General features: G+C 64.9%; 26 protein-coding genes and 1 tRNA gene. 15 read left to right on the top strand and 12 right to left on the bottom strand.

The window, feature by feature from the left end:
- Positions 1-49: 49 nt before the first annotated feature.
- Together metG and BMZ43_RS01730 are read right to left on the bottom strand one after the other, a co-directional pair.
- A complete protein-coding gene (metG, locus tag BMZ43_RS01735; RefSeq protein WP_093249292.1) occupies positions 50-2,089 on the bottom strand; it encodes a methionine--tRNA ligase in 2,040 nt (679 codons plus the stop codon).
- Positions 2,090-2,310: 221 nt separating this feature from the next.
- Positions 2,311-3,462 carry a M14 family metallopeptidase gene (locus BMZ43_RS01730; protein ID WP_093249289.1) on the bottom strand — a complete coding sequence of 384 codons (1,152 nt, stop codon included), beginning with the start codon at positions 3,460-3,462 and terminating at the stop codon, positions 2,311-2,313.
- A gap of 122 nt (positions 3,463-3,584) precedes the next feature.
- Between BMZ43_RS01730 and apbC the strand changes: the two genes are divergently transcribed.
- From apbC to BMZ43_RS01705, 5 genes are all read left to right on the top strand, one after another.
- The gene (apbC, locus tag BMZ43_RS01725) at positions 3,585-4,679 is read left to right on the top strand and encodes an iron-sulfur cluster carrier protein ApbC (protein ID WP_093249286.1); all 1,095 of its coding nucleotides are present in this window, start codon (positions 3,585-3,587) and stop codon (positions 4,677-4,679) included.
- Positions 4,680-4,923: 244 nt separating this feature from the next.
- A complete protein-coding gene (dcd, locus tag BMZ43_RS01720; RefSeq protein ID WP_017640321.1) occupies positions 4,924-5,490 on the top strand; it encodes a dCTP deaminase in 567 nt (188 codons plus the stop codon).
- 115 nt (positions 5,491-5,605) lie between these two features.
- The gene (locus BMZ43_RS01715) at positions 5,606-6,538 is read left to right on the top strand and encodes a chemotaxis protein CheV (protein WP_064307207.1); all 933 of its coding nucleotides are present in this window, start codon (positions 5,606-5,608) and stop codon (positions 6,536-6,538) included.
- Between the two features lie 72 nt (positions 6,539-6,610).
- On the top strand, positions 6,611-7,414 hold the full coding sequence (locus tag BMZ43_RS01710) for an MOSC domain-containing protein (RefSeq protein WP_064307206.1): 804 nt from the start codon (positions 6,611-6,613) through the stop codon (positions 7,412-7,414).
- The gene (locus BMZ43_RS01705) at positions 7,411-8,301 is read left to right on the top strand and encodes a S66 peptidase family protein (RefSeq protein WP_064307205.1); all 891 of its coding nucleotides are present in this window, start codon (positions 7,411-7,413) and stop codon (positions 8,299-8,301) included. Before BMZ43_RS01710 ends, BMZ43_RS01705 begins: the two co-directional genes overlap by 4 nt.
- Before the next feature lie 21 nt (positions 8,302-8,322).
- Here the strand turns inward: BMZ43_RS01705 and BMZ43_RS01700 are convergent, their stop codons facing one another.
- Entirely contained in the window at positions 8,323-10,176 is a 1,854-nt protein-coding gene (locus BMZ43_RS01700; RefSeq protein WP_064307204.1) for a pyruvate kinase, read from the bottom strand.
- Between the two features lie 211 nt (positions 10,177-10,387).
- Here BMZ43_RS01700 and nadA point away from each other — a divergent pair, with 211 nt between their 5' ends.
- Positions 10,388-11,446 carry a quinolinate synthase NadA gene (nadA, locus tag BMZ43_RS01695; protein ID WP_093250943.1) on the top strand — a complete coding sequence of 353 codons (1,059 nt, stop codon included), beginning with the start codon at positions 10,388-10,390 and terminating at the stop codon, positions 11,444-11,446.
- A gap of 18 nt (positions 11,447-11,464) precedes the next feature.
- On the opposite strand, the gene BMZ43_RS01690 is transcribed toward nadA, so the two are convergent.
- Entirely contained in the window at positions 11,465-12,904 is a 1,440-nt protein-coding gene (locus tag BMZ43_RS01690) for a M48 family metalloprotease (protein WP_017640327.1), read from the bottom strand.
- A gap of 95 nt (positions 12,905-12,999) precedes the next feature.
- On the opposite strand from BMZ43_RS01690, the gene BMZ43_RS01685 reads away from it, so the two are divergent.
- On the top strand, positions 13,000-13,254 hold the full coding sequence (locus tag BMZ43_RS01685; RefSeq protein ID WP_017640328.1) for a sulfurtransferase TusA family protein: 255 nt from the start codon (positions 13,000-13,002) through the stop codon (positions 13,252-13,254).
- Here the strand turns inward: BMZ43_RS01685 and BMZ43_RS01680 are convergent, their stop codons facing one another.
- Together BMZ43_RS01680 and BMZ43_RS01675 are read right to left on the bottom strand one after the other, a co-directional pair.
- Complete coding sequence (locus BMZ43_RS01680; RefSeq protein ID WP_017640329.1) at positions 13,255-13,728, bottom strand: peroxiredoxin; 474 nt, start codon at positions 13,726-13,728, stop codon at positions 13,255-13,257. It abuts the gene before it with no gap.
- A 22-nt stretch (positions 13,729-13,750) separates the two neighbouring features.
- Positions 13,751-14,311 carry a glycine cleavage system transcriptional repressor gene (locus tag BMZ43_RS01675; RefSeq protein WP_007162770.1) on the bottom strand — a complete coding sequence of 187 codons (561 nt, stop codon included), beginning with the start codon at positions 14,309-14,311 and terminating at the stop codon, positions 13,751-13,753.
- Between the two features lie 153 nt (positions 14,312-14,464).
- Here BMZ43_RS01675 and dapA point away from each other — a divergent pair, with 153 nt between their 5' ends.
- The 5 genes from dapA (at position 14,465) to BMZ43_RS01650 (ending at position 18,277) form a co-directional block, all read left to right on the top strand.
- Positions 14,465-15,343 (top strand): 4-hydroxy-tetrahydrodipicolinate synthase, encoded by an 879-nt coding sequence (gene dapA / locus BMZ43_RS01670; protein ID WP_093249282.1) that lies wholly within the window; start codon positions 14,465-14,467, stop codon positions 15,341-15,343.
- Positions 15,344-15,357: 14 nt separating this feature from the next.
- Positions 15,358-16,542 carry an outer membrane protein assembly factor BamC gene (gene bamC / locus BMZ43_RS01665; RefSeq protein ID WP_093249280.1) on the top strand — a complete coding sequence of 395 codons (1,185 nt, stop codon included), beginning with the start codon at positions 15,358-15,360 and terminating at the stop codon, positions 16,540-16,542.
- On the top strand, positions 16,481-17,239 hold the full coding sequence (locus BMZ43_RS01660) for an MBL fold metallo-hydrolase (RefSeq protein WP_068384812.1): 759 nt from the start codon (positions 16,481-16,483) through the stop codon (positions 17,237-17,239). Before bamC ends, BMZ43_RS01660 begins: the two co-directional genes overlap by 62 nt.
- Positions 17,240-17,396: 157 nt before the next feature.
- Positions 17,397-18,107 carry a phosphoribosylaminoimidazolesuccinocarboxamide synthase gene (gene purC, locus BMZ43_RS01655; protein WP_007162774.1) on the top strand — a complete coding sequence of 237 codons (711 nt, stop codon included), beginning with the start codon at positions 17,397-17,399 and terminating at the stop codon, positions 18,105-18,107.
- 80 nt (positions 18,108-18,187) lie between these two features.
- Positions 18,188-18,277 (top strand) — tRNA-Ser (locus BMZ43_RS01650).
- A 58-nt stretch (positions 18,278-18,335) separates the two neighbouring features.
- Here BMZ43_RS01650 and BMZ43_RS01645 read toward each other — a convergent pair.
- Complete coding sequence (locus BMZ43_RS01645; RefSeq protein WP_017640333.1) at positions 18,336-18,620, bottom strand: hypothetical protein; 285 nt, start codon at positions 18,618-18,620, stop codon at positions 18,336-18,338.
- Between the two features lie 577 nt (positions 18,621-19,197).
- On the opposite strand from BMZ43_RS01645, the gene BMZ43_RS01640 reads away from it, so the two are divergent.
- Positions 19,198-19,668 (top strand): hypothetical protein, encoded by a 471-nt coding sequence (locus tag BMZ43_RS01640; protein WP_064307200.1) that lies wholly within the window; start codon positions 19,198-19,200, stop codon positions 19,666-19,668.
- Between the two features lie 21 nt (positions 19,669-19,689).
- Here the strand turns inward: BMZ43_RS01640 and BMZ43_RS01635 are convergent, their stop codons facing one another.
- Together BMZ43_RS01635 and BMZ43_RS01630 are read right to left on the bottom strand one after the other, a co-directional pair.
- Positions 19,690-19,896: a carbon storage regulator gene (locus BMZ43_RS01635; RefSeq protein ID WP_017640335.1), complete on the bottom strand. Its 207-nt coding sequence runs from the start codon at positions 19,894-19,896 to the stop codon at positions 19,690-19,692.
- An 88-nt stretch (positions 19,897-19,984) separates the two neighbouring features.
- Positions 19,985-20,245, bottom strand: coding sequence for a hypothetical protein (locus BMZ43_RS01630; protein ID WP_017640336.1), 261 nt, complete (start codon positions 20,243-20,245; stop codon positions 19,985-19,987).
- Positions 20,246-20,505: 260 nt separating this feature from the next.
- On the opposite strand from BMZ43_RS01630, the gene BMZ43_RS01625 reads away from it, so the two are divergent.
- Positions 20,506-22,074: a catalase gene (locus BMZ43_RS01625; protein ID WP_017640337.1), complete on the top strand. Its 1,569-nt coding sequence runs from the start codon at positions 20,506-20,508 to the stop codon at positions 22,072-22,074.
- 71 nt (positions 22,075-22,145) lie between these two features.
- Here BMZ43_RS01625 and rfbD read toward each other — a convergent pair whose 3' ends face one another.
- Positions 22,146-23,030, bottom strand: a complete 885-nt coding sequence (gene rfbD / locus BMZ43_RS01620; protein WP_017640338.1) for a dTDP-4-dehydrorhamnose reductase — start codon at positions 23,028-23,030, stop codon at positions 22,146-22,148.
- A gap of 249 nt (positions 23,031-23,279) precedes the next feature.
- Positions 23,280-24,104: a sigma-54-dependent transcriptional regulator gene (locus tag BMZ43_RS01615; RefSeq protein ID WP_256562847.1), complete on the bottom strand. Its 825-nt coding sequence runs from the start codon at positions 24,102-24,104 to the stop codon at positions 23,280-23,282.
- Positions 24,105-24,377: 273 nt separating this feature from the next.
- Here BMZ43_RS01615 and BMZ43_RS01610 point away from each other — a divergent pair, with 273 nt between their 5' ends.
- Positions 24,378-24,770 carry a hypothetical protein gene (locus tag BMZ43_RS01610; RefSeq protein ID WP_017640340.1) on the top strand — a complete coding sequence of 131 codons (393 nt, stop codon included), beginning with the start codon at positions 24,378-24,380 and terminating at the stop codon, positions 24,768-24,770.
- 6 nt (positions 24,771-24,776) lie between these two features.
- On the opposite strand, the gene xth is transcribed toward BMZ43_RS01610, so the two are convergent.
- Positions 24,777-25,565, bottom strand: coding sequence for an exodeoxyribonuclease III (gene xth, locus BMZ43_RS01605; RefSeq protein ID WP_017640341.1), 789 nt, complete (start codon positions 25,563-25,565; stop codon positions 24,777-24,779).
- Positions 25,566-25,943 lie beyond the last annotated feature (378 nt).

Below are 25,943 nucleotides of genomic sequence, written 5' to 3'. Positions count from 1 at the left end.
TTTGTCGGTAGCTCGCTCGCCTTTGAGCAGGCTCTCGGCGCCGTCGCTGTCACATCACCCGCTGGCCGGGCTTGGCGCCGCTGTCGGGGCTGAGCAGATGGATCTCGCTGCCGCCAGGGCCGGCGGCCAGGACCATGCCTTCGGAGACACCGAACTTCATCTTGCGCGGCGCCAGGTTGGCGACGTACAGGGTCAGGCGACCTTCGAGCTGACTCGGCTCCGGGTAGGCGCTCTTGATGCCGGAGAAGACGTTGCGCTTGGCATCGCCGATGTCCAGGGTCAGGCGCAGGAGCTTGTCGGCGCCTTCGACGAATTCGGCCTTTTCGATCAGGGCGATGCGCAGGTCGACCTTGGAGAAGGTGTCGAAGTCGATGGTCTCGGCCAGCGGGGCCTTGGTCAGTTCGCCATTGCCGGCGGGCTGGGCCGTGGCCTGGGCGGCCAGGTCTTCCTTGGAAGCGTCGATCATGGTCTGCACCTTGGCGGGTTCGATGCGGGTGAGCAGGGGCTGGAAGGCATTGAGCTGATGATTGGCCAGGCGGGTGTCGAGGTCGGCCCAGGTCAGGGGGGCGACATTGAGGAAGGCCTCGGCGGCGGCGGTCAGGTTGGGCAGTACTGGCTTGAGCAGGATCGCCAGCTGGCGGAACAGCTCGATGCCCTGGGCGCAGATCGCCTGGACTTCGTCGACCTTGCCGTCCTGCTTGGCCAGGCTCCAGGGCGCCTGGTCGGCGATCCAGGCGTTGGCGCGGTCGGCCAGGGCCATGATCTCGCGCATGGCACGGCCGAAGTCACGGGTCTCGTAGGCCTCGGCGATGCTGGGCGTGGCGGCGCGGAAGGCGGCTTCCAGCTCGGGGGCGGCCTGGGCGTCCACCAGCAGGCCGGCGTTACCCTTGTGGATGAAGCCGGCGCAGCGGCTGGCGATGTTGACCACCTTGCCCACCAGGTCGGAATTGACCTTCTGCACGAAGTCCTCGAGGTTCAGGTCGATGTCCTCGACGTGGCGCGAGAGCTTGGCGGCGAAGTAGTAGCGCAGGTATTCGGGATTCAGGTGATCCAGGTAGGTGCGCGCCTTGATGAAGGTGCCGCGGGACTTGGACATCTTCTGGCCGTCGACGGTAAGGAAACCGTGGACGTTCAGCGCCGTCGGCTTGCGGTAGCCGGCGCCTTCGAGCATGGCCGGCCAGAACAGCGCATGGAAGTTGACGATGTCCTTGCCGATGAAGTGGTACAGCTCGGCCGCGCTGTCCTTGGCCCAGTAGGCGTCGAAGTCCAGGTCGTCGCGACGGTCGCAGAGATTCTTGAAGCTGGCCATGTAGCCGATGGGCGCGTCCAGCCAAACATAGAAGTACTTGCCCGGGGCATCGGGGATCTCGAAGCCGAAGTAGGGCGCATCGCGGGAGATGTCCCATTCCTGCAGGCCGGCGTCCAGCCATTCGGCGATCTTGTTGGCCACCGATTCCTGCAGGGCGCCGCTACGGGTCCAGCCCTTGAGCATCTCGGCGAAGTCGGGAAGCTTGAAGAAGAAGTGCTCGGATTCGCGCAGCACCGGGGTCGCGCCGGAGATGGCCGACTTGGGATCCTTCAGTTCGGTCGGCGCGTAGGTGGCGCCGCACTTCTCGCAGTTGTCGCCGTACTGGTCGGCGCTGCCACACTTGGGACAGGTGCCCTTGATGAAGCGGTCGGCCAGGAACATCTGCTTGTCCGGGTCGAAATACTGGGTGACCGGACGGGTGGCGATGTGGCCGTTCTCGCGCAGCTTCAGGTAGATGGCGCGTGACAGCTCGCGATTCTCTTCCGCATGGGTGGAGTGGAAGTTGTCGAAGGCCACGCCGAAATCGGCGAAGTCGGCGCTGTGCTCGCGCTTGACGTTGTCGATCAGCTGCTCGGGCGTGATGCCCTCGCGCTCGGCGCGCAGCATGATGGCCGAGCCGTGGGCGTCGTCGGCGCAGACGTAGATGCACTGATTGCCGCGCAGCCGCTGGAAGCGGGCCCAGATGTCGGTCTGGATGTACTCGACCATGTGGCCGAGGTGGATGGAGCCGTTGGCGTAGGGCAGGGCGCTGGTGACGAGAATCTTGCGGGGCTCGGTCATGGTCTTGGCTGGATCGCGGCGCTGATAAGGTGACCGACCATCATAGCGAAATGGCCGGTCGGTTTCATCCGTAGGGATGGGCGTTGAAAAGCGCGAAGTCCTGCGCGCTAGCGCCAGGCAAGGCGGAAATTGCCAAAGAAGCACAGTTTACAACGGGTAAATGAGCATTCTGAGGCAGTTTCCAACGCCGGTCTGGCCGCCGCGCAGCAGACTTCGAGCATTCAGAGATCGGCCAGCTGCCAGTACAGGGCATTGACCATGGCCGCGCCCAGGGCGGCGCTGCGGGCACCGTTCCAGCCCACATCCGGGCGGGGATCGTTGGCGTTGTCCTTGAACGGCAGCTCCAGGGTCAGGGCCAGGCAGCCATGGGTATGGCCGACATACTTGGTGGCGAGCTTGAGGGTTTCGCTGCCGAAGTGACCACGGGGATAGCCGTACCGGGTCTGGAAATCCGGGCTGGCACGTTTGAAGCGCTGCAGGAAGGCCTGTTGCTCGGCCTCTTCGCGCTCACCGAAGTTGGGCAGGCCATTGCAGCCGTCGACGAAGACATAGGGCAGGGCCTCGTCGCCGTGGATGTCGAGAAACAGGTCGCAGCCGCTCGCGGCGATGGCGCGGCGTACCGCCAGCACCTCGGGACTGCGTCCTTCGTCCGGCTCCAGCCATTCGCGGTTGAGGTTGGCGCCAGCGGCGTTGGTGCGCAGATTGCCCAGCGCCGAGCCATCGGGATTCATGTTGGGCACCACGTGCAGCACGGCCCGCTCCAGCAGCTTGGCGCCCACCGGATCGCCCTGGTGTTCGCCCAGGCCGAGCAGCCTACGCAGCAGGCCTTCCACGAACCACTCGGCCATGGGCTCGCCGGGGTGCTGGCGGGCGATGATCCAGATGTTCTTCTTGCCAGCGCCCGGCGTACCGATGCGCAGCAGGTCCAGCGAACGTCCCAGCAGCGAACGGCCGACGGTTTCCAGACGGACGGCGGGGTGGCGTTGCGCCTCACCAACGAAGGCCAGGTGACGGCTCTCCGGATAGGGCTCGAAATAGGCGAAGAACAGGCTGTCGTGTTCCGGGGTGACGGTCCAGCTCAAGGTCTTGCCGTCGTAGCGGGTGGGAATGCGGAACCACTCCTGCCCGCAATAGCTGGCGACCACGCCATAGTCGCGCCAACCCTCTGGGTAGGCGCACGCGCCGGCGTTGTCGAAGCTCAGCTGGCAGGGTAGGCCGCGGGCGCCTTCGAGACGGAAATGGAACCACTGGGTGAAGGGCGAGGCGGTGTCCGGGCGAATGCGCAGGCGGATATCCGCGTGATCGGCCAGGGACAGCACCTCGACGGCGCCGCTGTCGAAGGTGGAACTGATGTGCAAGGAAGAGGCGTTCACGCAGGGCTCCATGGGCGAGGGGAAAGCCGGGAGTGTAGCGCCGCGTGGATAGGCTTTAGCAAGGACAGTGGGTAGCATAGGCCGCAGCTTCTCTTTCCTATCCGCTGTTTCCGGGAGTCTGCATGACCGCTCCGACTCGCGAGGCCATCGAGGCCGCGCTGCGCCAGTATCACGATCCCTATCTCGAACAGGACCTGCTCAGCGCCGGCGCCCTGCGCGACCTCGCACTGGACGGTGGCCGGGTGCGAGCCCGCTTCGAGCTGGGCTATGCTGCCGGGCTGTTCAAGGGTGGCCTGGCCCAGGTGCTCAAGACCGCGCTGGAGAACGTACCCGGGGTCGAGACCGCCGAGATTCAGGTCGATTGCACCATCGCGCCCCACGCGGCCCAGCCGCAGCTGGAGGCCATGGGCAACGTCAAGAACATCATCGCCGTGGCCTCGGGCAAGGGTGGGGTGGGCAAGTCCACCACCGCCGCCAACCTGGCCCTGGCACTGGCTCGCGAAGGTGCCCGGGTGGGCGTGCTGGACGCCGACATCTATGGCCCCAGCCAGGGCATCATGTTCGGCTTCGCCGAGGGCACCCGCCCCGAGGTGCGCGACGAGAAGTGGTTCATCCCGCTGCAGGCCCATGGCGTCGAGGTCATGTCCATGGCCTTCCTGACCAATGACAAGACCCCGGTGGCCTGGCGCGGTCCCATGGTCTCTGGCGCCCTGATCCAGCTGATCACGCAAACCGCCTGGAATGACCTCGACTACCTGGTGATCGACATGCCCCCGGGCACCGGCGACATCCAGCTGACCCTGGCGCAGAAGGTGCCGGTGGCCGGCGCGGTGATCGTCACCACGCCCCAGGACCTGGCCCTGCTGGACGCCAGGAAGGGCGTGGAGATGTTCCAGAAGGTCAACATCCCGGTGCTCGGGGTGGTGGAGAACATGGCGGTGCACATCTGCTCCAACTGCGGCCACGCCGAGCACCTGTTCGGCGAAGGCGGCGGCAGCAAGCTGGCCGAGCAGTACGGCGTGGATCTCCTGGCTTCCTTGCCGCTCGCAATGGCCATCCGCGAGCAGGCTGACGCCGGACGTCCCACCGCCATCGCCGATCCCGACAGCCAGATCGCGCTGATCTACCAGGAGCTGGCGCGCAAGGTCGGCGCTCGTATCGCCCAGGGCGGTCAGGCCGGCGGCGGCATGCCCACCATCACCGTCAGCGACGACTGATTTCGTCCGTTCGCCTTTGAGACCGCGCTGCGATCCACGAGTGTGGTGTTTCAGGAGTTCGCACAAGAATTGGCGAGTGATTTTTTGGCTTGGGCTAGGCGCCGCGACGAGTCATAGCAAGGCTATGGCGAGGAGTGGCAACGACGCTCAAGTCGAAAAAGCGCCGCCAAAATTGTGTAGTTAACTTCTGAAACACCGCACTACAATGCGCGGTCAATTTTTTCGCCCCGGAGCCAGACCTGCCATGAGCATCAAATCGGATAAGTGGATTCGCCGCATGGCCCAGGAGCACGGCATGATCGAGCCCTTCGTCGAGCGCCAGATGCGCGGCGCGGACGACAGCCGGGTGATCTCCTACGGGGTGTCCAGCTACGGCTACGATGTGCGCTGCGCCAACGAATTCAAGGTCTTCACCAACATCCATTCCGCGGTGGTGGACCCGAAGAACTTCGATGACAAGAGCTTCGTCGATGTGGTCAGCAACGTCTGCATCATCCCGCCGAACTCCTTCGCCCTGGCGCGCACCGTGGAATACTTCCGCATTCCGCGCGACGTCCTGACCATCTGCCTGGGCAAGAGCACCTACGCCCGCTGCGGCATCATCGTCAACGTCACGCCGCTGGAGCCCGAGTGGGAAGGCCACGTCACCCTGGAGTTTTCCAACACCACGACCCTGCCGGCCAAGATCTACGCCAACGAGGGCGTGGCCCAGATGCTGTTCCTGCAATCCGACGAGGCCTGCGAGGTCTCCTACAAGGATCGCGGCGGCAAGTACCAGGGCCAGCGCGGCGTGACCCTGCCGCGCGCCTGATCCGCGCGTCCGTTCTGGAAGCCGCCCTCGGGCGGCTTTCCTATTTCCGGGACTCAAGAACTGGCGTCAGCCGCCGATAGCCTGTGACCTGACTTATCTTTGGAGTGGACTTTCCATGGCCGGCATTCTCGACACCGTCGATCAACGCACCCAGCTGGTTGGCGAGAATCGTCTGGAAATTCTCATGTTCCAGCTGTCCAGCCGACAGATGTTCGCCATCAATGTGTTCAAGGTGCAGGAAGTCCTCAAGCTGCCGCGCCTGACCCAGATGCCCAAGCGCCATCCGATGATCTGCGGCGTGGTCCACCTGCGTGGCCAGACCCTGCCGGTGATCGACCTGGCCGCCGCCATCGGCATGCGACCCATCACGCCCGACGACAACAGCACCATCATCGTCACCGAGTACAACCGCTCGGTGCAGGCCTTCCTGGTCGGTAGCGTCGATCGCATCATCAACCTCAACTGGGATAGCATCCAGGCCCCGCCCGGCGGCGCCGGACGCCAGCACTACCTGACCGCCATCACCCGCATCGAAGACCGCCTGGTGGAGGTGATCGACGTGGAAAAGGTGCTGGCCGAGATCGCCCCCTACAACGTCAAGGTCTCCCAGGAACGCCTGGCCGATCCGCTGCTGGCCAAGGCCCGCGGTCGCGAAGTGCTGCTGGTGGACGACTCCAGCACCGCCATCGGCCAGCTGCGCGACACCCTGGTGCAGCTGGATCTGAAATTCCATATTGCCACCGATGGCCTGCAGGCCCTGCGCAAGCTCAAGGCCTGGGCGGACGAAGGCGTGGTGCTGACCGAGAAGCTGCTGATGGTGCTGACCGATGCCGAGATGCCGGAAATGGACGGCTATCGCCTGACCACCGAGATCCGCCAGGATCCGCGCCTCGCCGATCTCTATGTGGTGCTGCACACCTCGCTGTCGGGCAGTTTCAACGAAGCCATGGTGAAGAAGGTCGGCTGCAACGCCTTCCTCTCCAAGTTCCAGCCCGATCAGCTGGTCGAGGAAGTACGCCGGCGCCTGGTGCTGGCCGAAGAGAGCTGATCCCCGCGGTTTCGTCGCTCCGGCGCCTCCCTTACACTGGCGGCCTTTGTCCGCCGCCAGGAAGCCGCGCCCATGTCGCACCTCAGTGCCCTCTATCGTTATCCGGTCAAGTCGACTGCCGTGGAATCCCTCGTCCAGGCGGAGGTGGATGCCCTGGGCCTGGTGGGTGACCGCCGCTGGATGGTGGTGGATGCCGACACCGGCCGCTTCCTGACCCTGCGCCAGCTGGCGCAGATGAATCACATCGAGGCGCGCTGGCTGGCCGCCGATCGGCTGCGCCTGAGCGCGCCGGGGCGGACGCCGCTCGAGGTGGCGGTACCGGATGCCACCGGTGAACAGCTGGGCGTGACCATCTGGCGCGACACCCTGCAGGCGCCGGTTGCCGCCGCGGCCGATGCCTGGCTGAGCGACTTCCTCGGGCGCCGCTGTCGCCTGGTGCACATCGCTGAAAGCCATGCCCGCCAGATCAACACCGATTTCGCCGAGCCGGGGCAGAAGGTCCACTTCGCCGACGGCTTTCCCTTGCTGCTGACCAGCGAGGCCTCCCTGGCCGATCTGGTGGCGCGCGTGGGCAAGCCACTGGAAATGCTGCGCTTCCGGCCGAATCTGGTGGTGGAGGGCACCGCGGCCTATGCCGAAGACGGCTGGAAGCGCCTGCGCATCGGCACGGTGGACTTCGCCGTCGCCTGTCCCTGCTCGCGCTGCATCGTCATCACCCAGGATCCGGTGACCGGCGAAAAGGATCCGGATCGACAGCCGCTGACCGCCCTGCGCGAATACCGCTTCCAGGACAATCGCATGCTGTTCGGCATGAACGTCATCCCCCTGGGGCGCGGCACCATCGAAGCCGGCATGCCGGTGGAGGTGCTGGAATGAACCCCGTGCGGCGAGTGGCGCTGGTCAGTCCGGCGGGTGCGGTCAAGGAAGCGCTGGTCACGGCGGCGATCGAACACCTGCAGGCCGCCGGTATCGAAGCGATCCTGGGCGAGCAGGCGCTCAGGCGCCATCGCTATCTCGCCGGCACCGCCGAGGAGCGGGCCGCGGATCTGCACTGGGCGTTCAGCCAGGCAGACGTGGATGCCGTCTGGTGCCTGCGCGGCGGCTACGGTTCCGCGCAACTGCTGCCGTGGCTGGACTGGTCGCGCCTGTCCAGCAGCAAGGGCCGGCCGCTGATCGGCTATTCCGACCTGACGGTGCTGCTGGAGGCCTTCCACCGCCGCGGTCTCACCGCCATCCACGGCCCGGGCGCCCTGGACTGGGGGCGCCGCGACGAGGATCCGGCCACCCAGGCGGCGCGTACCCGCTCGCTGGAATCGGTCCTGGAACTGTGCGCGGGCAGTCGTCCGGCGTGGCAGCTGGAGCGCCTGGCCGGTCCGGCCCAGGTACCTGCCGGCGAACTGATCGGCGGCAACCTGACCACCCTGGCCAGCGTGGTCGGGACCGCCGCCGCCCTGCGCCCCCATGACGGCGCCATCCTCATGCTGGAAGACGTCGGCGAACCCTACTATCGACTGGAACGCAGCCTCTGCCAGTTGCTCGGCAACCTCACCGAGCACCGCATCGGCGCGGTCTGCCTGGGCACCTTCACCGCCTGCCCGCAGCGTAACGTCGAGCAGTCGCTGGAAGAGATCTTCGCCGAATGGCTGGCGCCGCGTGGCATCGCCCTCTATCGCGGCCTGCCCAGCGGCCATGGCCCGGACAACCAGGCCTGGCCCTATGGCGCCCGGGTGCGCCTGGAAGCAGGACGCCTGCAGGTGCTCTAGGCCCGACCAGTCCCGGGCGGATCAGTCCGCCCAGGGCGAGGCCAGTTCCAGCTTGCGCAGCAACTGGCGCTTCTTGCTGTTGTAGCCCTGCATCCGCACCAGCAATTCATCCAGGGTGGCGACCGCCTTGAGAATGTGCGGGCCCTTGTTGAGCATCACGCACTCGGCGCGCACCCCGGTCGCGGCATCGGTGATTTCGGCGCGCGAAGGCGAACCCTTCTTGGCCAGATTCTCCAGCACCTGGGTCGCCCAGATCACCGGCACGTGGGCCGCCTCGCACAGGCAGAGGATGTCTTCCTGCAGCGCCGCCAGGCGCTCGAACCCGCCTTCCACCGCCAGATCGCCGCGGGCGATCATCACGCCGAAGCCACCGCGCTGCATGCCCGCCACCAGTAGTGCGGGAAGGTTGTCGAAACCGCGGCGGGTCTCGATCTTCAGTACCACACCCAGGTGCTCGGCCTGCAGGCGCTCCAGTTCCGCGAGCAGGGCGCGGACGTCGTCCGCGCTGTTGACGAAGGACATCTCGATGCCGTCCGCATGCTCGGCGGCAAAGGCCAGGGCCGCGAGGTCCTGCTCGCCCAGCGCGGCCAGCCGCAGGGTGCTCTGGGGAAAATTGATGCCCTTGTCGCCCTTGAGCTTGGCGCCGCCCGGCGCGTGGGTGATGCGGATCTGCAGCGCATCCTGGTCGGCGCGCTCGATCAGCCCGCCGATCTTGCCATCATCGAACCAGACCGGCTCGCCGCTACGGACGTCGGCGAACACCTGGGGCAGGGTGCAGCCGAGGGTCGCGGGCGTCAGCAGGCGGCCGCCGCTGTCCTGGCTGGCGGGGCGACCGGGCGTCTGGTCGGCGGTCAGGATCAGCAGATCGTCCTCGGCCAGCCGCAGGGCGCCCGGCTGCGGGGCGAAGTCGCCGATGCGGCTGTGCCGCTTACGTCCATCGCGCGCGACGCTCAGGCGCAGCCCGGGCGCGAGGTAGGAGGTCTTGGTCGCCTCCGCCCAGCAGCCGCGGTCCCCGACCTCGACGACCGTCCAGCGGCGCTGCGCCTGGCGCGCGTCCCGCAACTGGATCCGCTCGCCCGCCTGCAGGCCCGCCAGCCAGCGTTCGCCCACCTGGAGACTGGCAGCCGCCGGGGAGGGCGCCGGTCGCGGCCGGCGGCGGCCGGTCAGCCAGATCCGCGCCGGCTGGCGGACGCGACCCTGGGCGTCGCGCTCGGGCTTCACCTTCCTTACCGCCACGCCCGTGGCGATGGGCCCGGTGCGCAGCTTGGGGCCCGGCAGGTCCATGAATACCTTGCAGGGCTGGTCCAGCTCCGCGCTGGCCCGTCGCACGTGTTCGATCATGCGCGTCCAGCTGGCCGGTTCGTCGTGGGCGCAGTTGATGCGCGCGCAATCCATATGCCCCGCCAGCAGGTCGCGTACCAGCGAGTAATCCTCGGCGGCCTCGCTTGGCAAGGTGACCATGATGCGGACCTCCCGCGCGGAGGCGGGCGTGCCGAACAGTGCCCGCGCATGGTCGGCCAGGGGATTGGCCGCCCTGGCTGTCGGCCGCGCCGCCGGGCGGCCACCGAGCAGGCGCTCCAGGGTGTTGATGAGGGTCGCCACGGTCGGCAGCACGGCAGCTTCGGAGCGCCCCAAGGACGACAGCCCCAGGGCGGAGAGTTGCAGCTGCAGGTCATGCAGATCGCCGTCGCGCAACGCCAGATAGGCGAGCAGGTTCTGCGCGCTGGCCCGGTAGGCGGGATTGAGCGCCTGCCGATCCAGCCGTGGGTCCGCGCTGGCCTGTTGCAGAGCGCCGTGCAGGGCGCGTAGCTCATCGAGGAGGGTGGCGAGAGCGTGATCGGGGGTCCGGGAGCGCGAGGTCGAACGGGGCGGCACGATAGGTCTCCAGCAGCAGGGGCCGGCGAGACTCTCGCCGGGCGTTCCTGTGTCGGACCTCCGGCCGCTGGAGAAGTGAAAAGCCAAGTGTTGCCAGACATTAGCGGCACATGGCCACTCATCATGGAGGAGCCGCGGGCGACCATAGGGAGTCGGCGAGGATGCTGCTATGATGCGCGGCCTTGACGACCCCCGTTTTCAGGTACCCGCCATGGTGCAGATTTCCGAACGTCTCCTGGTCCAGGCCCATCTGGCCGCCAAGCAGCCCAAGGCGCTCGGTCCGGACGAGATCGCGGCCTACAAGACCGCCATCGCCCGCGAGCTCAAGGCGCAGAACGCGGTACTGCTGGCCCACTACTACACCGATCCGCTGATCCAGGCCCTGGCCGAGGAGACCGGCGGTTGCGTCGCCGATTCCCTGGAGATGGCCCGCTTCGGCAATCGCCATCCGGCGTCCACCGTGGTGGTGGCCGGGGTCAAGTTCATGGGCGAGACGGCCAAGATCCTCAACCCGGAAAAGCGGGTGCTGATGCCGACCCTGGAAGCCACCTGCTCTCTGGACCTGGGCTGCCCGGTGGACGAATTCTCCGCCTTCTGCGACCAGCACCCCGAGCGCACCGTGGTCGTCTATGCCAACACCTCCGCCGCCGTGAAGGCGCGCGCGGACTGGGTAGTGACGTCCGGCTGCGCGCTGGATATCGTCGAGCACCTGATGGACAACGACGAGACCATCCTCTGGGCGCCCGATCGTCACCTGGGTCGCTACATCCAGCGCGAGACCGGTGCCGACATGCTGTTGTGGGAAGGCTCCTGCATCGTCCATGAGGAGTTCAAGGCCAGCCAGCTGGAAGACCTCAAGCGGCTCTACCCGGAGGCCGCCATTCTGGTGCATCCGGAATCGCCCGAGGCGGTGATCGAACTGGCCGACCATGTCGGTTCCACCAGCCAGATGATCAAGGCCGCCCAGACGCTGCCCAATCGCCAGTTCATCGTCGCCACCGATCGCGGCATCTTCTACAAGATGCAGCAGGCCTGTCCGGACAAGACCTTCATCGAGGCGCCCACCGCGGGCAACGGCGCCGCCTGCCGCAGTTGCGCCCACTGCCCCTGGATGGCGATGAATACCCTGGAGCGCACCCTCAACTGCCTGCTCGACGGCTCCGGCGAGGTGCTGGTCGATCCAGCCCTCATCCCCCGGGCGGTCAAGCCGCTCAAGCGCATGCTCGATTTCACCCAGGCGCTGCAGCTAAGGGTCAAGGGCAACGCCTAATAGGCGCTGCCTGGGACGCTAGCGCAGGATCTCTTCGCTCAGCTTGCGCTGGGCGATCATCTCCTGCTGACGGGCGTCGATCCGCGCGGCCAGCTGATAGTTGCTGGCGGCGCGCTGCTTGGCGAAGCCCAGCTGCTGGATGGCCTGGTTGTAGTCGCCGGTCAGGGCGAAGTATTCGGCCCGCGCCTGGTGCACCCCGACCAGATCACCGGCCTGGCCGCGGACGTCCGCCGCCTGGTTCCACAGATCCGGATCGATCGGCCGCTGCTTGAGCAGCTTGTCGAGCAGTTGGCTGGCGGCCTTGGCCTGCTTGGTGCGGCCGAGCATGTCCACCTGGGCCAGACTCACGGCCAGATCGTCCGGATAGAGCTCCAGCAGCCGCTGCACCCGTTTCTGGGCGTCGGGCAGGCGATTGGCGGTGATGTCCAGATCGACCTGGGCAAGGTTGTAGCTGATATCGTCCGGCGCCTTGCGCAGCAGCGGCGCCAGGGTGTCGCGCGCTTCGTTGAGCTGACCCTGCTTGGTCAGTCCCATGGCCAGGCCGTAGCGTACAGCGTCGTTGTCCGGGTTTTCCTGCAGCTGGGCTCTATAGCGCTTCACCAGCAGGCCGGCGGTTTCCTCGAAATACATCTGAGCACGCACCTTCATGAGTTGGAAGCGCTTGCTGTCCTCGACGCCGCCCTTGGGAAAACGCTCGGCACGCGCCTGGGTATCGGCGATCCGGCTGTCGGTGACCGGGTGGGTCAGCAGGAATTCCGGCGGGGTGCGGTCATAGCGATACTGGCGGGCGAGACGGCCGAACATCTCTGGCATCGCGCGCGGATCGTAGCCGGCGCGCTCCAGATTGACGATGCCGACCCGGTCGGCCTCCTGCTCATTGAGCCGGGAAAAGCGCAACTGGCTCTGGATGGCCGCCGCCTGGGTCGAGGCAATGGCGGCGATTCCTGCATCGCCACCGCCCGCGGCCGCAGCTACGATACCGGCGAGCAGCGCGGCCATCAGCGGCAACTGCATGCGCTGCTGGTTTTCCACCCCGCGGGCGAAGTGGCGCTGGATGAGGTGACCCAGCTCATGGGCCATGACCGCCGCGTACTCGGCTTCGGTCTCCGACTTCAGGAACAGCCCGCCATTGACCCCGATCACCCCGCCGGGCGCGGCGAAGGCGTTGATCTCCGGATCCTTGATCAGGATGAAGACCATGCGGTGGTCCTGCAGGTCGCTGGTCTCGGCCAGCTTGTAGACGGTCTGTTCGACGAATTGCTTGAGCTGCGGATCGTTGATGGCCGGGACCTGGCCGCGCAACATGCTCAGCCAGGCGCGGCCCATCTGAAACTCCTGCTCGGGCGAGACGATCGAAGAGCTGGCATCGCCCAGCGACGGCAGATCGTTCGCCCCCTGCGCCAGGAAGGGCGCGGCGAGCAGCGCCAGGGACAGCAGGGCAGGGCGCAGGACTTTCATGGCATGACTCGTGGCCGCAAAAGGGCTACTTTAGCGGCCCGCCGTCTAGGTGCCTAGCGACCCTGACACTGGCGTACCCCACAATGGAGAATCCCATGGCCGACCTGAGCCAACCCTACACCGGCGCGGTGACCGCCCAGCTGGACGCCACCGGCCTGAGCTGTCCCATGCCGTTGCTCAAAGCCAAGCTGGAACTCAACCGTCTGGCAACCGGCGAGGTCCTCGCCGTTACGGCCACCGATGCCGGCTCGCAACGCGACTTCCGCACCTTCGCCAAGCTGTCGGGACACGCTCTGGTGGGTGAAGAGGTGGCAGGGGAGACCTTCCGCTACTGGCTGCGCAAGGCCTGATCAGGCTCCGTTCAGCGCCTGGGCGGCGGCCAGCACCTCGGCGACGTGCCCGGGCACCTTCACGCCGCGCCAGATCTGGCGCACCACACCTTCCCGGTCGATGAGGAAGGTGCTGCGATCCACGCCGATGTAATCCTTGCCATAGAGCTTCTTTTGCCGCATCACGTCGAACAGCTGGCAGAGGGTCTCGTCCTTGTCGCTGATCAGCTCGAAGGGAAAGCCCTGCTTGGTGCGGAAATTTTCGTGGGTGCGCAGGCTGTCACGGCTGACGCCCAGGATCAGGGTGTCGGCCGCCTGGAACTGCTCGTGCAGATCACGAAAGCCCTGGCCCTGGGTGGTGCAGCCGGGGGTGTTGTCCTTGGGATAGAAGTACAGCACCGCCTGGCGACCGCGCAGGCTGGCGGGCGAGACCTCGAGGCCGCTGGTGGCCTGGGCCTGGAAATCCGGAAGCGGTTGGTCGAGGGTCACGCTCATGGGCAGCTCCTTGCGGGTCCTGTCAGTTGCTCTGCGGGCGCCAGGGCTCGATCAGGGCATCGAGATTGAGGGCGTCGGCGAAATCCAGGAACTGGTCGCGCAGCCAACTGATCTGGGTGCCAGCCGGCAGGGTCACGGTGATGGTGGCGTTGAGCATGGTGCCGCCGGTCTGGGGCGCCTGGTAGGAATCGCAGACCAGGTTCTCCACCTCGATCTTGTGGTCAGCGAAGAACTGGCAGAGTTCGTTGAGGATGTCCGGACGATAGGCGGCGCTGACATAGACGACGTACGGCAGGGCCTGGGGGCGATTCTCCAGGGCGGCGCTGCGGGTGACGCCGACGGTGAAGCCGTGACGCTTGCCAAGGCCGGCGAGGCCCCCTTCGAGGCGCGCCAGACCGTCCCAGTTGCCCGAGACCTGCAGGATCAACGCGCTGTATTCCCCGTGGCGGCTCAGCCGGCTGCTGACCACCGCGCACCGGTTGTCCATGCAGCTGCGGTAGAGCACGTTGGTCAGTTCCATGGGATTGGCGCCCAGCGCACTGATGACGAGAAATTGTTCGCGAATCGGGGGGGTAGCGGACATTAGGGTTCCTGGCAGGGGGAGATACAGACTGGCAAAGGCGAAAGGGTAGCGAAAAGCGCCCGCGGGGGGAATGCCCGTTGGGGGCACGTTGCTTGTGCTGGCGCAGAGGCGTCAGTACCATTACCGCTCTCTTTTTCCGGCAGGAGCGGTTGCATGATTGCGGGGAGCATGGTGGCGCTGGTCACCCCTATGGACGCCCAGGGGCGTATCGACTGGGACAACCTGACCAAGCTGGTGGACTTCCATCTCGCCGAAGGCACCGACGCCATCGTCGCGGTGGGCACCTCGGGTGAATCCGCCACGGTCGACGTCGACGAGCACGTGGCCGTGATCCGTCATGTGGTCGAGCAGGTCAAGGGCCGCATCCCGGTCATTGCCGGCACCGGTGGCAATTCCACCCGTGAGGCCATCGACCTGACCCGCGCCGCCAAGGACGCGGGCGCCGATGCCTGTCTGCTGGTCGTGCCCTACTACAACAAGCCGACCCAGGAAGGGCTGTATCAGCACTTCCGCATGATCGCCGAAACCGTCGCCATCCCGCAGATCCTCTACAACGTGCCGGGCCGTACCGCCTGCGACATGCTGGCCGAGACCGTCGAGCGCCTGGCCAAGGTGCCGAACATCATCGGTATCAAGGAAGCCACCGGCGACCTGGCCCGCGCACGCGACATCCTCTCCCGTGTCAGCAAGGACTTCCTGGTCTACTCGGGCGATGACGCCACCGCTGCGGAGCTCATGCTGCTGGGCGGCAAGGGCAACATCTCGGTGACTGCCAACGTGGCGCCCAGGGCGATGAGCGAACTCTGCGCCGTTGCCATGCGGGGCGACGCCGACACCGCACGCGCGCTCAACGAAAAGCTGATGCCGCTGCACAAGAATCTGTTCATCGAATCGAATCCGATCCCGGTGAAGTGGGCCCTCCACGAAATGGGCATGATCGACGCCGGTATCCGCCTGCCGCTGACCTGGCTGAGCTCGCGCTGCCATGAAGTGGTACGTCAGGCCCTGCGTCAGGCGGGAGTGCTGGCGTGATCAGGAAACAGTCGATGAAACGTGTTCTGGGTTTGACCACCCTGGGGCTGGCCGTGGCCACCGCCAGTGGCTGCAGCTGGGTGTGGGGCGAGCACGGTTATTTCCGCGATCGCGGCAATGACTATCTCGAATCCCGCGAAACCGGCCCCATGCAGGTGCCGACCGATGTCCAGGCCAAACCTATGGATCCGCTGCTGCCGATCCCGGCCAACGTGGCCGACACCCAGAATCGCTCCTATGGCTTCGAAGTGCCGAAACCCCAGGCGCTGGCCGTCCAGGGCAGTGGCAACGAGCAGTTCAGCGTGCAGCGCAGCGGCAACGCCCGCTGGCTGGCCGCCCAGAAGGTCCCGGCCAACGTCTGGCCGGTGGCCCGTCAGTACCTGACCGACAATGGCTTCCGCATCGCCGAAGAGCGTCCGCAGACCGGTGAGATCATCACCGCCTGGCAGTCGCCGACCGAGCTGTCGACGCCCCTGGCCCGCAGCCTGAGCACCAATGGCCGCCTGCAGCCGGGCACCGAGCTGCGCACCCGCCTGCGCATCGAGCCGGGCGTGCAATCGGGCAGCAGCGAGATCTTCCTCCAGACCCAGACCCGCAGCCAGGGCAGCTCCAGCGAGCCGTCCTGGTCCAGCAGCCAGAACAGCTCGGCGCTCGATGACGCCCTGCTGAATCAGGTGCTGGCCAGCCTGGACCGTAGCGAGCAGGGCAGTGGCTCGGTCTCGCTGCTGGCCGCCGGTGGCTACGACACCCCCGAGCGCGTGACCTACGAGGTCGACGGCAGCGGCGTGCCCATGCTGGTGCTGGAAAGCGATTTGAACCGCGCCTGGTCCAGCGTGGGTCGCGCCATCGAAGGCGCCGACATCCGCGTCGACGACATGGATCGCAGCCTGGGCGTCTACTACGTGAACATCGCCGAAGGCGCGCAGAAGCCCGAAGAGCGCAAGCCGGGCTTCTTCGGTCGCCTGTTCGGCAAGGGCGAGACCAAGGAAGAGGAAGACGCCCGCGCACGGCGCTTCCAGGTGCGCCTCACCTCGGTGGGCAACACCGTCCAGGTCACCCTGGACAAGACCATCAACACCGCAGCACCCCAGGACATCGCCGAAGGCGTGCTGAAAAAGCTTCAGACGAGCATGCAGTATGCGCTTCGCAATCCTGGGCAGCGGCAGTCGGGGCAACTCGACCCTGGTGCACAGCCATAACAGCTATGTGCTGATCGACTGCGGCTTCTCCCTGCGGGAAGCCGAACGTCGTCTGGCCCGGCTGGGCGTGGTACCTGCCCAGCTGGACGCCGTCCTGGTCACCCACGAACACTCCGATCACGTGCAGGGCGTCGAGCTCCTGGCGCGCAAGCACGGGGTGCCGGTCTATTACAGCGCCGGTACCGGTCGTGGCCTGCGCAAGCCGGTGGCCGCCCAGGGCCTGCTGGTGGACGGCGAACGGCTGGTGCTGGACGCGCTGGAAGTGACCGTGGTGCAAGTGTCCCATGACGCCCTCGAGCCGACCCAGTTCGTCTTCGACGATGGCCGCAAGCGTCTGGGCGTGCTCACCGATCTCGGCGAGGCCACCCCCGGGGTGCTGGCGCATTACCGGGACCTTGATGCCCTGGTGATCGAAGCCAACCACGACAGCAACATGCTCGCCGCGGGCCCCTATCCCTATCACCTCAAGGCACGGGTCGGCGGGGTGCGTGGCCACCTCAACAACCGGCAATCGGCCGAGCTGGTGATGGAGCTGGCCTGTCCGGGCCTGCAGCATCTGGTGCTCGCCCACCTGAGCGAAAAGAACAACAACCCCTGGCTTGCCCGCGCCTGCTTTACCAACGTGCTCGGCTGCGACGCGGACTGGCTGCAGATCGCCGATCAGCAGCAGGGACTGGAGTGGCAGGCCATCGCCTGAGGCGCTGACCCGGTTTTCTTTCGCGGCCAGGCGCTGCTGCACGGCCAAAATACCCACGATCCTATGTAAACTGCGCTTCCCGGCTGTACTCGTCCCGAACCGCTCGTCTCACCTGCGTTCGTCCACAGCCTGCAAGCCATTCGAACCGGAGTCCAAGATGGAAAAACGCGCAGAACTCTACCGTGGCAAGGCCAAGTCGGTATTCACCACCGACGATCCCGATCGCCTGGTCCTGTTGTTCCGCAACGATACCTCTGCCTTCGATGGCGAGCGCATCGAGCAACTCGAGCGCAAGGGCATGGTGAACAACAAGTTCAACGCCTTCGTCATGCAGAAGCTGGAAGCCGCCGGTATCCCCACCCAGTTCGAACAACTGCTGGGCGACAACGAGTGCTTGGTCAAGAAGCTCGAGATGATTCCGGTGGAGTGCGTGGTGCGCAACTTCGCTGCTGGCAGCCTGGTGCGCCGTCTGGGCGTGGAAGAGGGCCTGGAGCTGACGCCGCCGACCTTCGAACTCTTCCTGAAGAACGATGCGCTGCACGACCCCATGGTCAACGAAAGCCATGTCCAGGCCTTCGGCTGGGCCACCCTCGACCAACTGGCCGAGATGAAGGCGCTGACCTTCCGCATCAACGACATCCTCAAGCAGCTGTTCGACGACGCCGGCCTGCTGCTGGTGGACTTCAAGCTGGAATTCGGCCTGTTCCACGGCAAGGTCGTGCTGGGCGACGAATTCAGCCCGGACGGCAGCCGTCTCTGGGACAAGGAAACCCGCAAGAAGATGGACAAGGATCGCTTCCGCCAGGGTCTGGGCGGCGTGATCGAGGCCTACGAAGAGGTCGCCCAGCGCCTGGGCGTCCCACTCTAAACGCAAGCCGCTGATACCAGAGCTTTTTTTGCAATTGCTTGTTCGCTTTTGCCCCCATGGCTGGTATCATGCGCCGCGTTGGAGAGATGCCGGAGTGGTCGAACGGGACGGATTCGAAATCCGTTGAGTCAGCAATGGCTCCTAGGGTTCAAATCCCTATCTCTCCGCCATATCCAGAAGCCCCGAGCGTGCCAGGCACCTCGGGGTTTTTTATTGCCTGACGTTTGGCTAGCTAGCCTTGCCCCTGACCTGGTTCGCAAGGCAGCAGCTTGGCTCCGCCGCTGCACCAACCAGGCGTTGGCCGGAGAATTCCTGCAGGCGCTGGTAACGGTCCAGCCAGAAGCCCAGTTCCAAGACCAGGGTCTTGCGCTCCAGCGGAGAGAGCGCGGCTGGCCCCTGGCGGATGACCTTCTCGGCATGGTCGATGGCGGCCCGTTGCTCAGGCGTACGGGCAGGGCAGTTTCTGATGGCGTAATGAAGCGCTTCGTTGAAGTCGCTATCCAGACCAGACATAAAAAGTCCTTGAGTCGATAAGGGATTCTTCGAGTAGCTTTGCCTTTATCACTATCGAAAGGACGAGCGCTCTGGAGCGCCTCTTCAACTGCTCGTCGGCAACGCGGTCTGGCGTCGGCAGCATGACGTCAGGACCTGCCAAGTCCTTGTTAACGCGAGCCTTTGAATCGGTCCAGGCGCCGATGTTGGCTGAATACTAGTCCGCTGCAGAGAACTTGAGCAGGCCACATCGAGTTGCCTGATAGGCGGTACGAAAAGCTGTACCTGTCTTGTATCCGGCTCTGGAGTGGGGTTTTGCCGTGATCTGGAACAGCTGATCCGGCAAGTGCCGCCGCTTGCATCTTGTATGGAAATTGGACGAAGCCGCGACTTTTTCGGCAGCCAAGCGCAATGGCGTCGACGAAACTGCGCGCCGTCGAGCGGTAGTGCCCGGCGCCTGGGAATGGCTGGACGCCTCAGGCAAATGGAGCGATGCTGAAAACGTACGCTACAGCGCGTGCGATCCCAAGGGGCGAGCGGCAAACGGCAGACCTTGGAAGGTGACTTCGGCGCATAACAATAAAAGAGGAGTCGAGCGATGTTCTACAAGGTCAGCGTGTATTCACGGCCTGAAGATCGTGGGCTGCTGGTATGGCGGTGGAAGAAGCAGTTTCTCGGTGAATGGGTGGAGTCGCGTCAGGAATTCGAGGACTGCGACCATTGCGTCCACCATGCCCTGCAGGATGCCAAGGGGCAGAGCGTTCACCTCGAGACTGATCGCTGCACTCTCTATCGTTACCGCTTCGAAAGCATGCTGCATCAATATGGCAGCTGCTATTGCCTGAGTGGCGGCCGCTCGGCCGAAGCGGTCCTGGATCTCATCGCCCAGATCGAAGAGCGCCACAACGTCATCGTCCTGCGCGACGGCCAGCCATTCTTCGCCCACTATCGAGCGGACCTGCAGGCCGAAGGCACGCTGGCGCCGGAGCTCTGGCAGGGCATTGAATGGCGGGGTCTGGAGGGGCGTTTCGAGTACGTGCGCAACCGCCACTCGCCCTGGTTGCGGTAGCGACCGTCGGTCAGCGGCGACTCAGAAGGGCAGCAATTCCTGCCGCATCACGCTGATGTCGGTCGGCGCCTGGATGCCTACCTGCACGCGGTCGCCCTGCACCTTGAGAATGCGGATGTTGATGCCGCCATTGAACAGCAGGTCCAGCACCTGTTCTTCATCGGCCCCTGGCTTCAGGGAAAGATTGATGATTTCGTCGGTGCGACGGGTCAAGACCAGATAAGACATGAGCATCCCTGCCATGATTTCAGGGCGGCGATGATAACCAGTTCCGCCTCCGGTGAGAATCAGTAGGCAGATTGTTGGGTTCCGCCGGCTATCTGGCGCGCTGTACGGAGCGACACCGACGCCCCAGTTGCCAGCGCCGTCCAACGAACCCCAGAGCGCCTGCGAGGATCACCAGCAGGTTGATGGCATTGGTCGGACCGCTGCCGTGATAACCCGCGAGCAAGGCGACCAGGGTGGTCAGCGCCCAGACGGAAATGGCGGCGGCGACGGCAGCAGCCATTTCGTTGAAGTCGGAGTGCCCCGCCGGTTTCGGGCAGGGGTGCGGATCGCTTTCGTAGTCTTCTGGCATGGGAAGCTCCGGCTGCTGTTCTTGTTGGAGAGTATCGCCGTGAGTCTTATCGACTGCTGATGAACAGTCTGGATGGGATCGATAGCGCGATCAGCGATTTTTTCCGCCGAACGGACGAGAGGTAGCGGCTAGAGCCCCGGATGGTCAGCGCAAGCGGCCCTGGCGCCGTTTCGTCTCCGGACAGCTCGTCTGACGGCGGACAACTGCCGCGGACAGGCCCGGTCACTGCAGTGTTCGACGTGACTAGCCTGGAGACCACCATGAGCGACGACAAGATCACTCTCACGACCCGCCAGGGTCATCCGGTACGGGACAACCAAAGCCTGCGCAGCGTGGGCGAGCGGGGCCCCGCCACGCTGGAAAACTACCAGTTCATCGAGAAGATCACCCATTTCGATCGGGAGCGGGTGCCCGAGCGGGTGGTGCATGCCCGGGGCACCGCCGCCCATGGCTGGTTCGAGGCCTATGGCACCATCGGCGACGAGCCCGCCAGCCGCTATACCTGCGCCAAGGTGCTGACCAAAACCGGGGTGAAGACGCCAGTCTTTCTAAGATTTTCCACCGTCATCGGGGCCAAGGAGTCGCCCGAGACCGCGCGCGATCCGCGGGGCTTCGCGATCAAGTTCTATACCGAGGACGGCAACTGGGATCTGGTGGGCAACAACCTGAAGGTGTTCTTCATTCGCGACGCCATCAAGTTTCCCGACATGATCCATGCCTTCAAGCCCGACCCCATCACCAATCGCCAGGAGCCCTGGCGCTTCTACGACTTCGTCCAGCATCACCCGGAAGCCCTGCACATGGTGACCTGGGTGAAGAGCCCCTGGGGCATCCCGGCGGACTATCGGCACATGCAGGGTTCCAGCGTGAACACCTACAAGCTGGTCAACGACCAGGGCGTGGCGGTACTGTGCAAGTTCTCCTTCGAGCCCAAGCAGGGCATCCGGAATCTCACCAGCGAGCAGGCGGCCGAGATCCAGAAATACGACGTGGGCCATGCCAGTCGCGATCTCTACGACGCCATCGAGCGGGGTGATTATCCCGAGTGGGAGATGTGCGTGCAGATCATGACGGACGAGGCGCATGACGAACTGCCCTTCGATCCCCTGGACGACACCAAGCGCTGGCCGGAAGACCAGTTTCCCCTGCTGCCGGTGGGCCGGCTGGTGCTGGATCGCAATCCCTCGAACGTCTTCGCCGAAACCGAACAGGCCGCCTTCGGCACGGGGGTGCTGGTGGAGGGCATCGACTTTTCCGACGACAAGATGCTGCAGGGGCGGACGCTGTCCTATTCCGATACCCAGCGCTATCGGGTCGGCGCCAACTATCTGCAATTACCGATCAACGCGCCCAAATGCCCCTACGCCACCAATCAGCGCGATGGCCAGATGGCGCTGCAGGTGGATCGCAGCGGGAGCAATCCCCACGTCAATTACGAGCCCAGTTCCCAGGGTGGCCTGAGCGAGGCGCCGCGGCCGCAGCACGAGTATCGTCAGTGGATCGAAGGCCATCTGGGGCGCTATCAATCCCGCAAGACGGCTGCCGACTACCAGCAGACCGGTGCGCGCTATCGCAGCTTCGAAGACTGGGAAAGGGACGATCTCATCGCCAACCTGGTCGCCGACATGCAGGCCTGTCCCGAAGATATCCAGTTGCGCATGGTCTGGCACTTCTGGCATTGCGATCCGGACTATGGCACCCGGGTGGCCCAGGGCGCCGGCATCGACCTGGAAAGGGCCAAGGCGCTACCGAATCTGCCGGGCCATCCAGCGCCCAACGAGGACGTGGCTGAACCTACCTACCAGGGTGGCGAACGGGAAAGCCGTTGAGGGGGGACGCCATCGCCTGCGGCTGAAGCCGAGGCGACCCGGCGGACAGGCGCCGCCGGGGTCCGACCCGCTCAATTCAGCGTTCTATCGCGTTCGAACCGCGCCCAGCAACGGTCGAAGTCGGCCTGCCAATCCGGCAGGGCGTTCGGCAGGACCGCTTCGACCTTGCTGCAGTCAAGACACGAATAGAGCGGTCGCGTCGCCGGCGTGGGGTAGTGTGCGGTCGTGGTGGGATAGAGGCGGGCGCGCAGTTCGCCGCGTCGCTCCAGGCGCGCGGCGATGGCGGCGGCGAAGCCGTACCAGGAGGTCTGGCCTGCATTGGTCAGGTGATAGAGACCGCCGACATCGCCGTGCTCCAGCAGGCGTTCGACCAGCTGGCGGGTGGCCGTGGCGATCGTGGGCGCCCAGGTGGGGGCGCCGAGCTGATCCTCCACCACATGGAGTTCGTCGCGCTCGGCCAGCAGCTGGCGCATGGTGTTGAAGAAGCATTGGCCGTCATGGGAGTAGACCCAGGAGGTGCGCAGCACCAGGGCGCGGCCCCCGGCCGCCAGTACCGCCTGTTCGCCTGCCAGCTTGGAACGGCCATAGACGCTCAGGGGCGCCGGCGCGCAAGCCTCGGTATAGGGCTGATGCCCGCGGCCATCGAAAACGTAGTCGGATGAATAGTGCACGAAGGGGATATCCCGCTCACGCGCCAACTCGGCCAGGATTTGCGGCGCCCGGGCGTTGATCGCCTCGGCACGCTCGATTTCCGCTTCAGCCTGATCCACGGCGGTATAGGCGGCGGCGTTGAGGATGAGGTCGGGCTCCAGCTGGTCGAAGGCCGCGCGCAGTTGCTCGGTCCGGGCCAGATCGAGATCCGCCTGACCCAGCACGGTCAATTGATGGGTGCTACCGAACTCGCGCTGCAAGGCGCGCGAAACTTGGCCGGAACGGCCAGTGATCACAATATTCATGAAAGCATGCCTGAACGTCTTCAGCGGAAGACGTACGTCCTGTCGGTCGATTCCTGAAAAGCCCTGGGCTTTTCCCACACGAGTCAACGTCTGCCGCGCGAGGCAACAAAACGAGGATTCCGGTCATCTTTCCTGGGAAAGATGGCAGCCGCTGGCTATGGCGGAGTGGGCATCGACAGGATGGACAGGGTGGTCATGCTGGGACTCGAACAAGGGTACGCGGCTAGGACTGCCGTCTGTCGGCAGAGTTCAGCGGGGTACCAGGGACAGTGGCAGCAGCTTGCCAAGCTGGAGTCCTGACGTCGAGGCAGTCAACAGCGCGGTATGGAGAACCTGTTCAAGTTCGCGAATGTTTCCCGGCCAGGGATAGGCGATCAATGCAGCCTGGTCCTGGGTCGTCAGCTCTGGCGCCCTGCGGTCGAGACGGTCCGCGTGCTGCTGGAGGAAATACCGGGCCAGCGGTAGCAGGTCGGCCGGGCGCTCACGGAGCGGCGGGACGGCCACCAGACCTGGCGCAAGCAGCGCCCAGAGGCGAGCAGAGAAGTTACCCGCCTGAACCGCCTGTGCCAGGTCGACGCTGGAACCGGCGATCAGGCGGACATCCACGGCTGTGCGTAAGCTACTGCCCAGGCGCAGGATGCTGCCGTCCAGCAGGACCTCCACCAGCTCTTCCTGCAACGCGCCAGGCAGGTCGGCGATTTCGTCGAGATAGAGGCTGCCCTCGTGAGCGGTGCCGAACCAGCCCAGGCGGCTGCCAGAGGTGCCGGCATAGGCCCGGGGGACATAGCCAAACAATTCGGCAGCGCCATGTCGGCGACTGAGCGAGGCGCAATTCAGGCTGCTGAACAGGCCGCTTCGGCCGCTGCGTTCGTGCAGCCGACGCGCCAGTAGCTCGCGTCCGGTTCCCCATTCGCCTGACAGTACGACAGGGCCTGGCAAGGGTGCCCACTCGTCCAGTTGTTCGAGCAGCTGTCGGGAGCGGGGATCGGCGAAGGCCAGTGCCTTGGCGCGGATGGTCAGGGTACTTTGCTGATCCGCAGGGACGATCAGCAGATCGGATGAGAGCGTAGGCATGGTGAGGTCGTAGGCAGTCAAAGCTTCATCCTACGTGGTAGCTGTTATGCCAAAAAATAAGCTTTAGCTATGCCTTTAGCTCGTTTGGTTATCTATACGGATCGGGTATGAATTGATCGCAGCGCTGGGAGTCCGGGTAGTGACCTGAAGGTCTGCTGAAGACCGGCAATTGCCTCTTCCAACAAGGCTGCATTGCGTGACCGCTGCCACTATCGCTAGGGTGGAGCCACGGGCCTATTCCTGTTGCCCCTGAAGAAGAGGAATCGAGGTCAGATGGCTTCCCTGCGTGCTCCCTGTCCACCTGGTGTCTGCACCTGCGAGCGTGACGCCATTCTGGCGGACCCCGCCGGTGATGCCCGAGCGCTGTTGCTCAATCGCCAAGAAGAGCAGCGGCTACTGGAACGGCTGGAAAACATCGCCAGCGTAGCTGAGCTGGAGCGACTGCAGCAGCGCCTTCAGGAACAGCTTGGCATCCGCCTGGAGATCGGGCCGGGACCCGGAGAGGTACGCAGCGCCCGTGGCATGCTGATCGAATTGCAGCCGCGACCGGGACTGTGCCGCAAGCTCCATCAGTCAATACCGGCGGCGGTGCGCCGTGGTCTTAACCAGCGTCCGGAAGTCCTCTTCGCGCTGCTCAATGCCAACGATCTGCTGCGCGACGCCTGAGCGTGCTCAGGCAGGGGCCTTGAAGCGAATCCAGGTGGGGGCGTGGTCGCTGGTCTTTTCCAGGCCGCGTACCCAGCGATGCACGCCCGCTTCCTGCAAGGAATCCTGCAGTGCCGGACTCAGCAACAGATGATCGATGCGCAGGCCGGCGTTGCGCTGCCAGCGTTGGCGAAAATAGTCCCAGTAGGTGTAGATCGCCTCGTCCGGATGGCAGGCCCGGAGGGCATCCAGCCAGCCTTGACGCAATAGGCGTTCGAAACAGGCACGGCTCTCGGGTTGCAGCAGGGCGTCCTTGCGCCAGGACTTCGGATCGTAGATGTCATGGTCGGTCGGCACCACGTTGTAGTCCCCGGCCAGCACTACCGGATGACCACTCTCCAACAGACTCTGAGCGTGGTCGATGAAGCGCTCGAACCAGGCCAGTTTGTAGTCGAATTTAGGACCAGGCCAGGGGTTGCCGTTGGGCAGATAGAGGCTGGCGACGACCACGCCCTTGACCGCCGCTTCCAGATAGCGGCGTTGCGGATCGTCGGCCAGTCCCGGGAGGCCGCGCCGAATCTCCAGGGGCTGGTCGCCCCGCGCCAGGATAGCGACCCCATTCCAGGACGGCTGTCCATCCCATAGCGCACCGTAGCCCGCCGCTTCCAGCTCTGCCTGGGGAAAGTCGGCGGACTTGGCCTTCAGTTCCTGCAGGCAGACGATGTCGGGCTGCTCCCGCTCCAGCCACTGCAGGAGGATGGGCAGCCGAGCGCGAATGCCATTGACGTTATAGGTGGCAAGGGTGAGGGCGGTCATGGGTCGCTCCTGAGTCGGTTATAGCCATGACCCGGGCTTGATGTAGCCAGTTCCTCTTGCACCATTATGTGATCAACTTCGCATTAATTTGTGACTTACTTTTTTTGGCACCTTAGGGAACTTTTTGGCGGTTGTTCCAATATGGCGGAAGTAAATTTGACGGCGGGCGGGAGTGTGATGCTGGGAAAACGGAGGTGAATGGATTCACTCGTCTGAGTCGATGAGCGGAAATTTTAAAAAATTCAATAAAAACAAAGGCTTTTATTATTCTGCCGTGATGTCTAAATAGTGGCCATCATAACTGCTGATGAAGTTGGCATGTGGCTTGTATAGGTCAACCTGCCTGGAGGCAACGTCGTGCCAAATTTCCTGCGCGCG

The organism is Pseudomonas sp. Snoq117.2 (assembly GCF_900110545.1).
Taxonomy (GTDB): domain Bacteria; phylum Pseudomonadota; class Gammaproteobacteria; order Pseudomonadales; family Pseudomonadaceae; genus Chryseomonas; species Chryseomonas benzopyrenica.
This window is presented reverse-complemented; position numbering and strand designations above follow the sequence as displayed.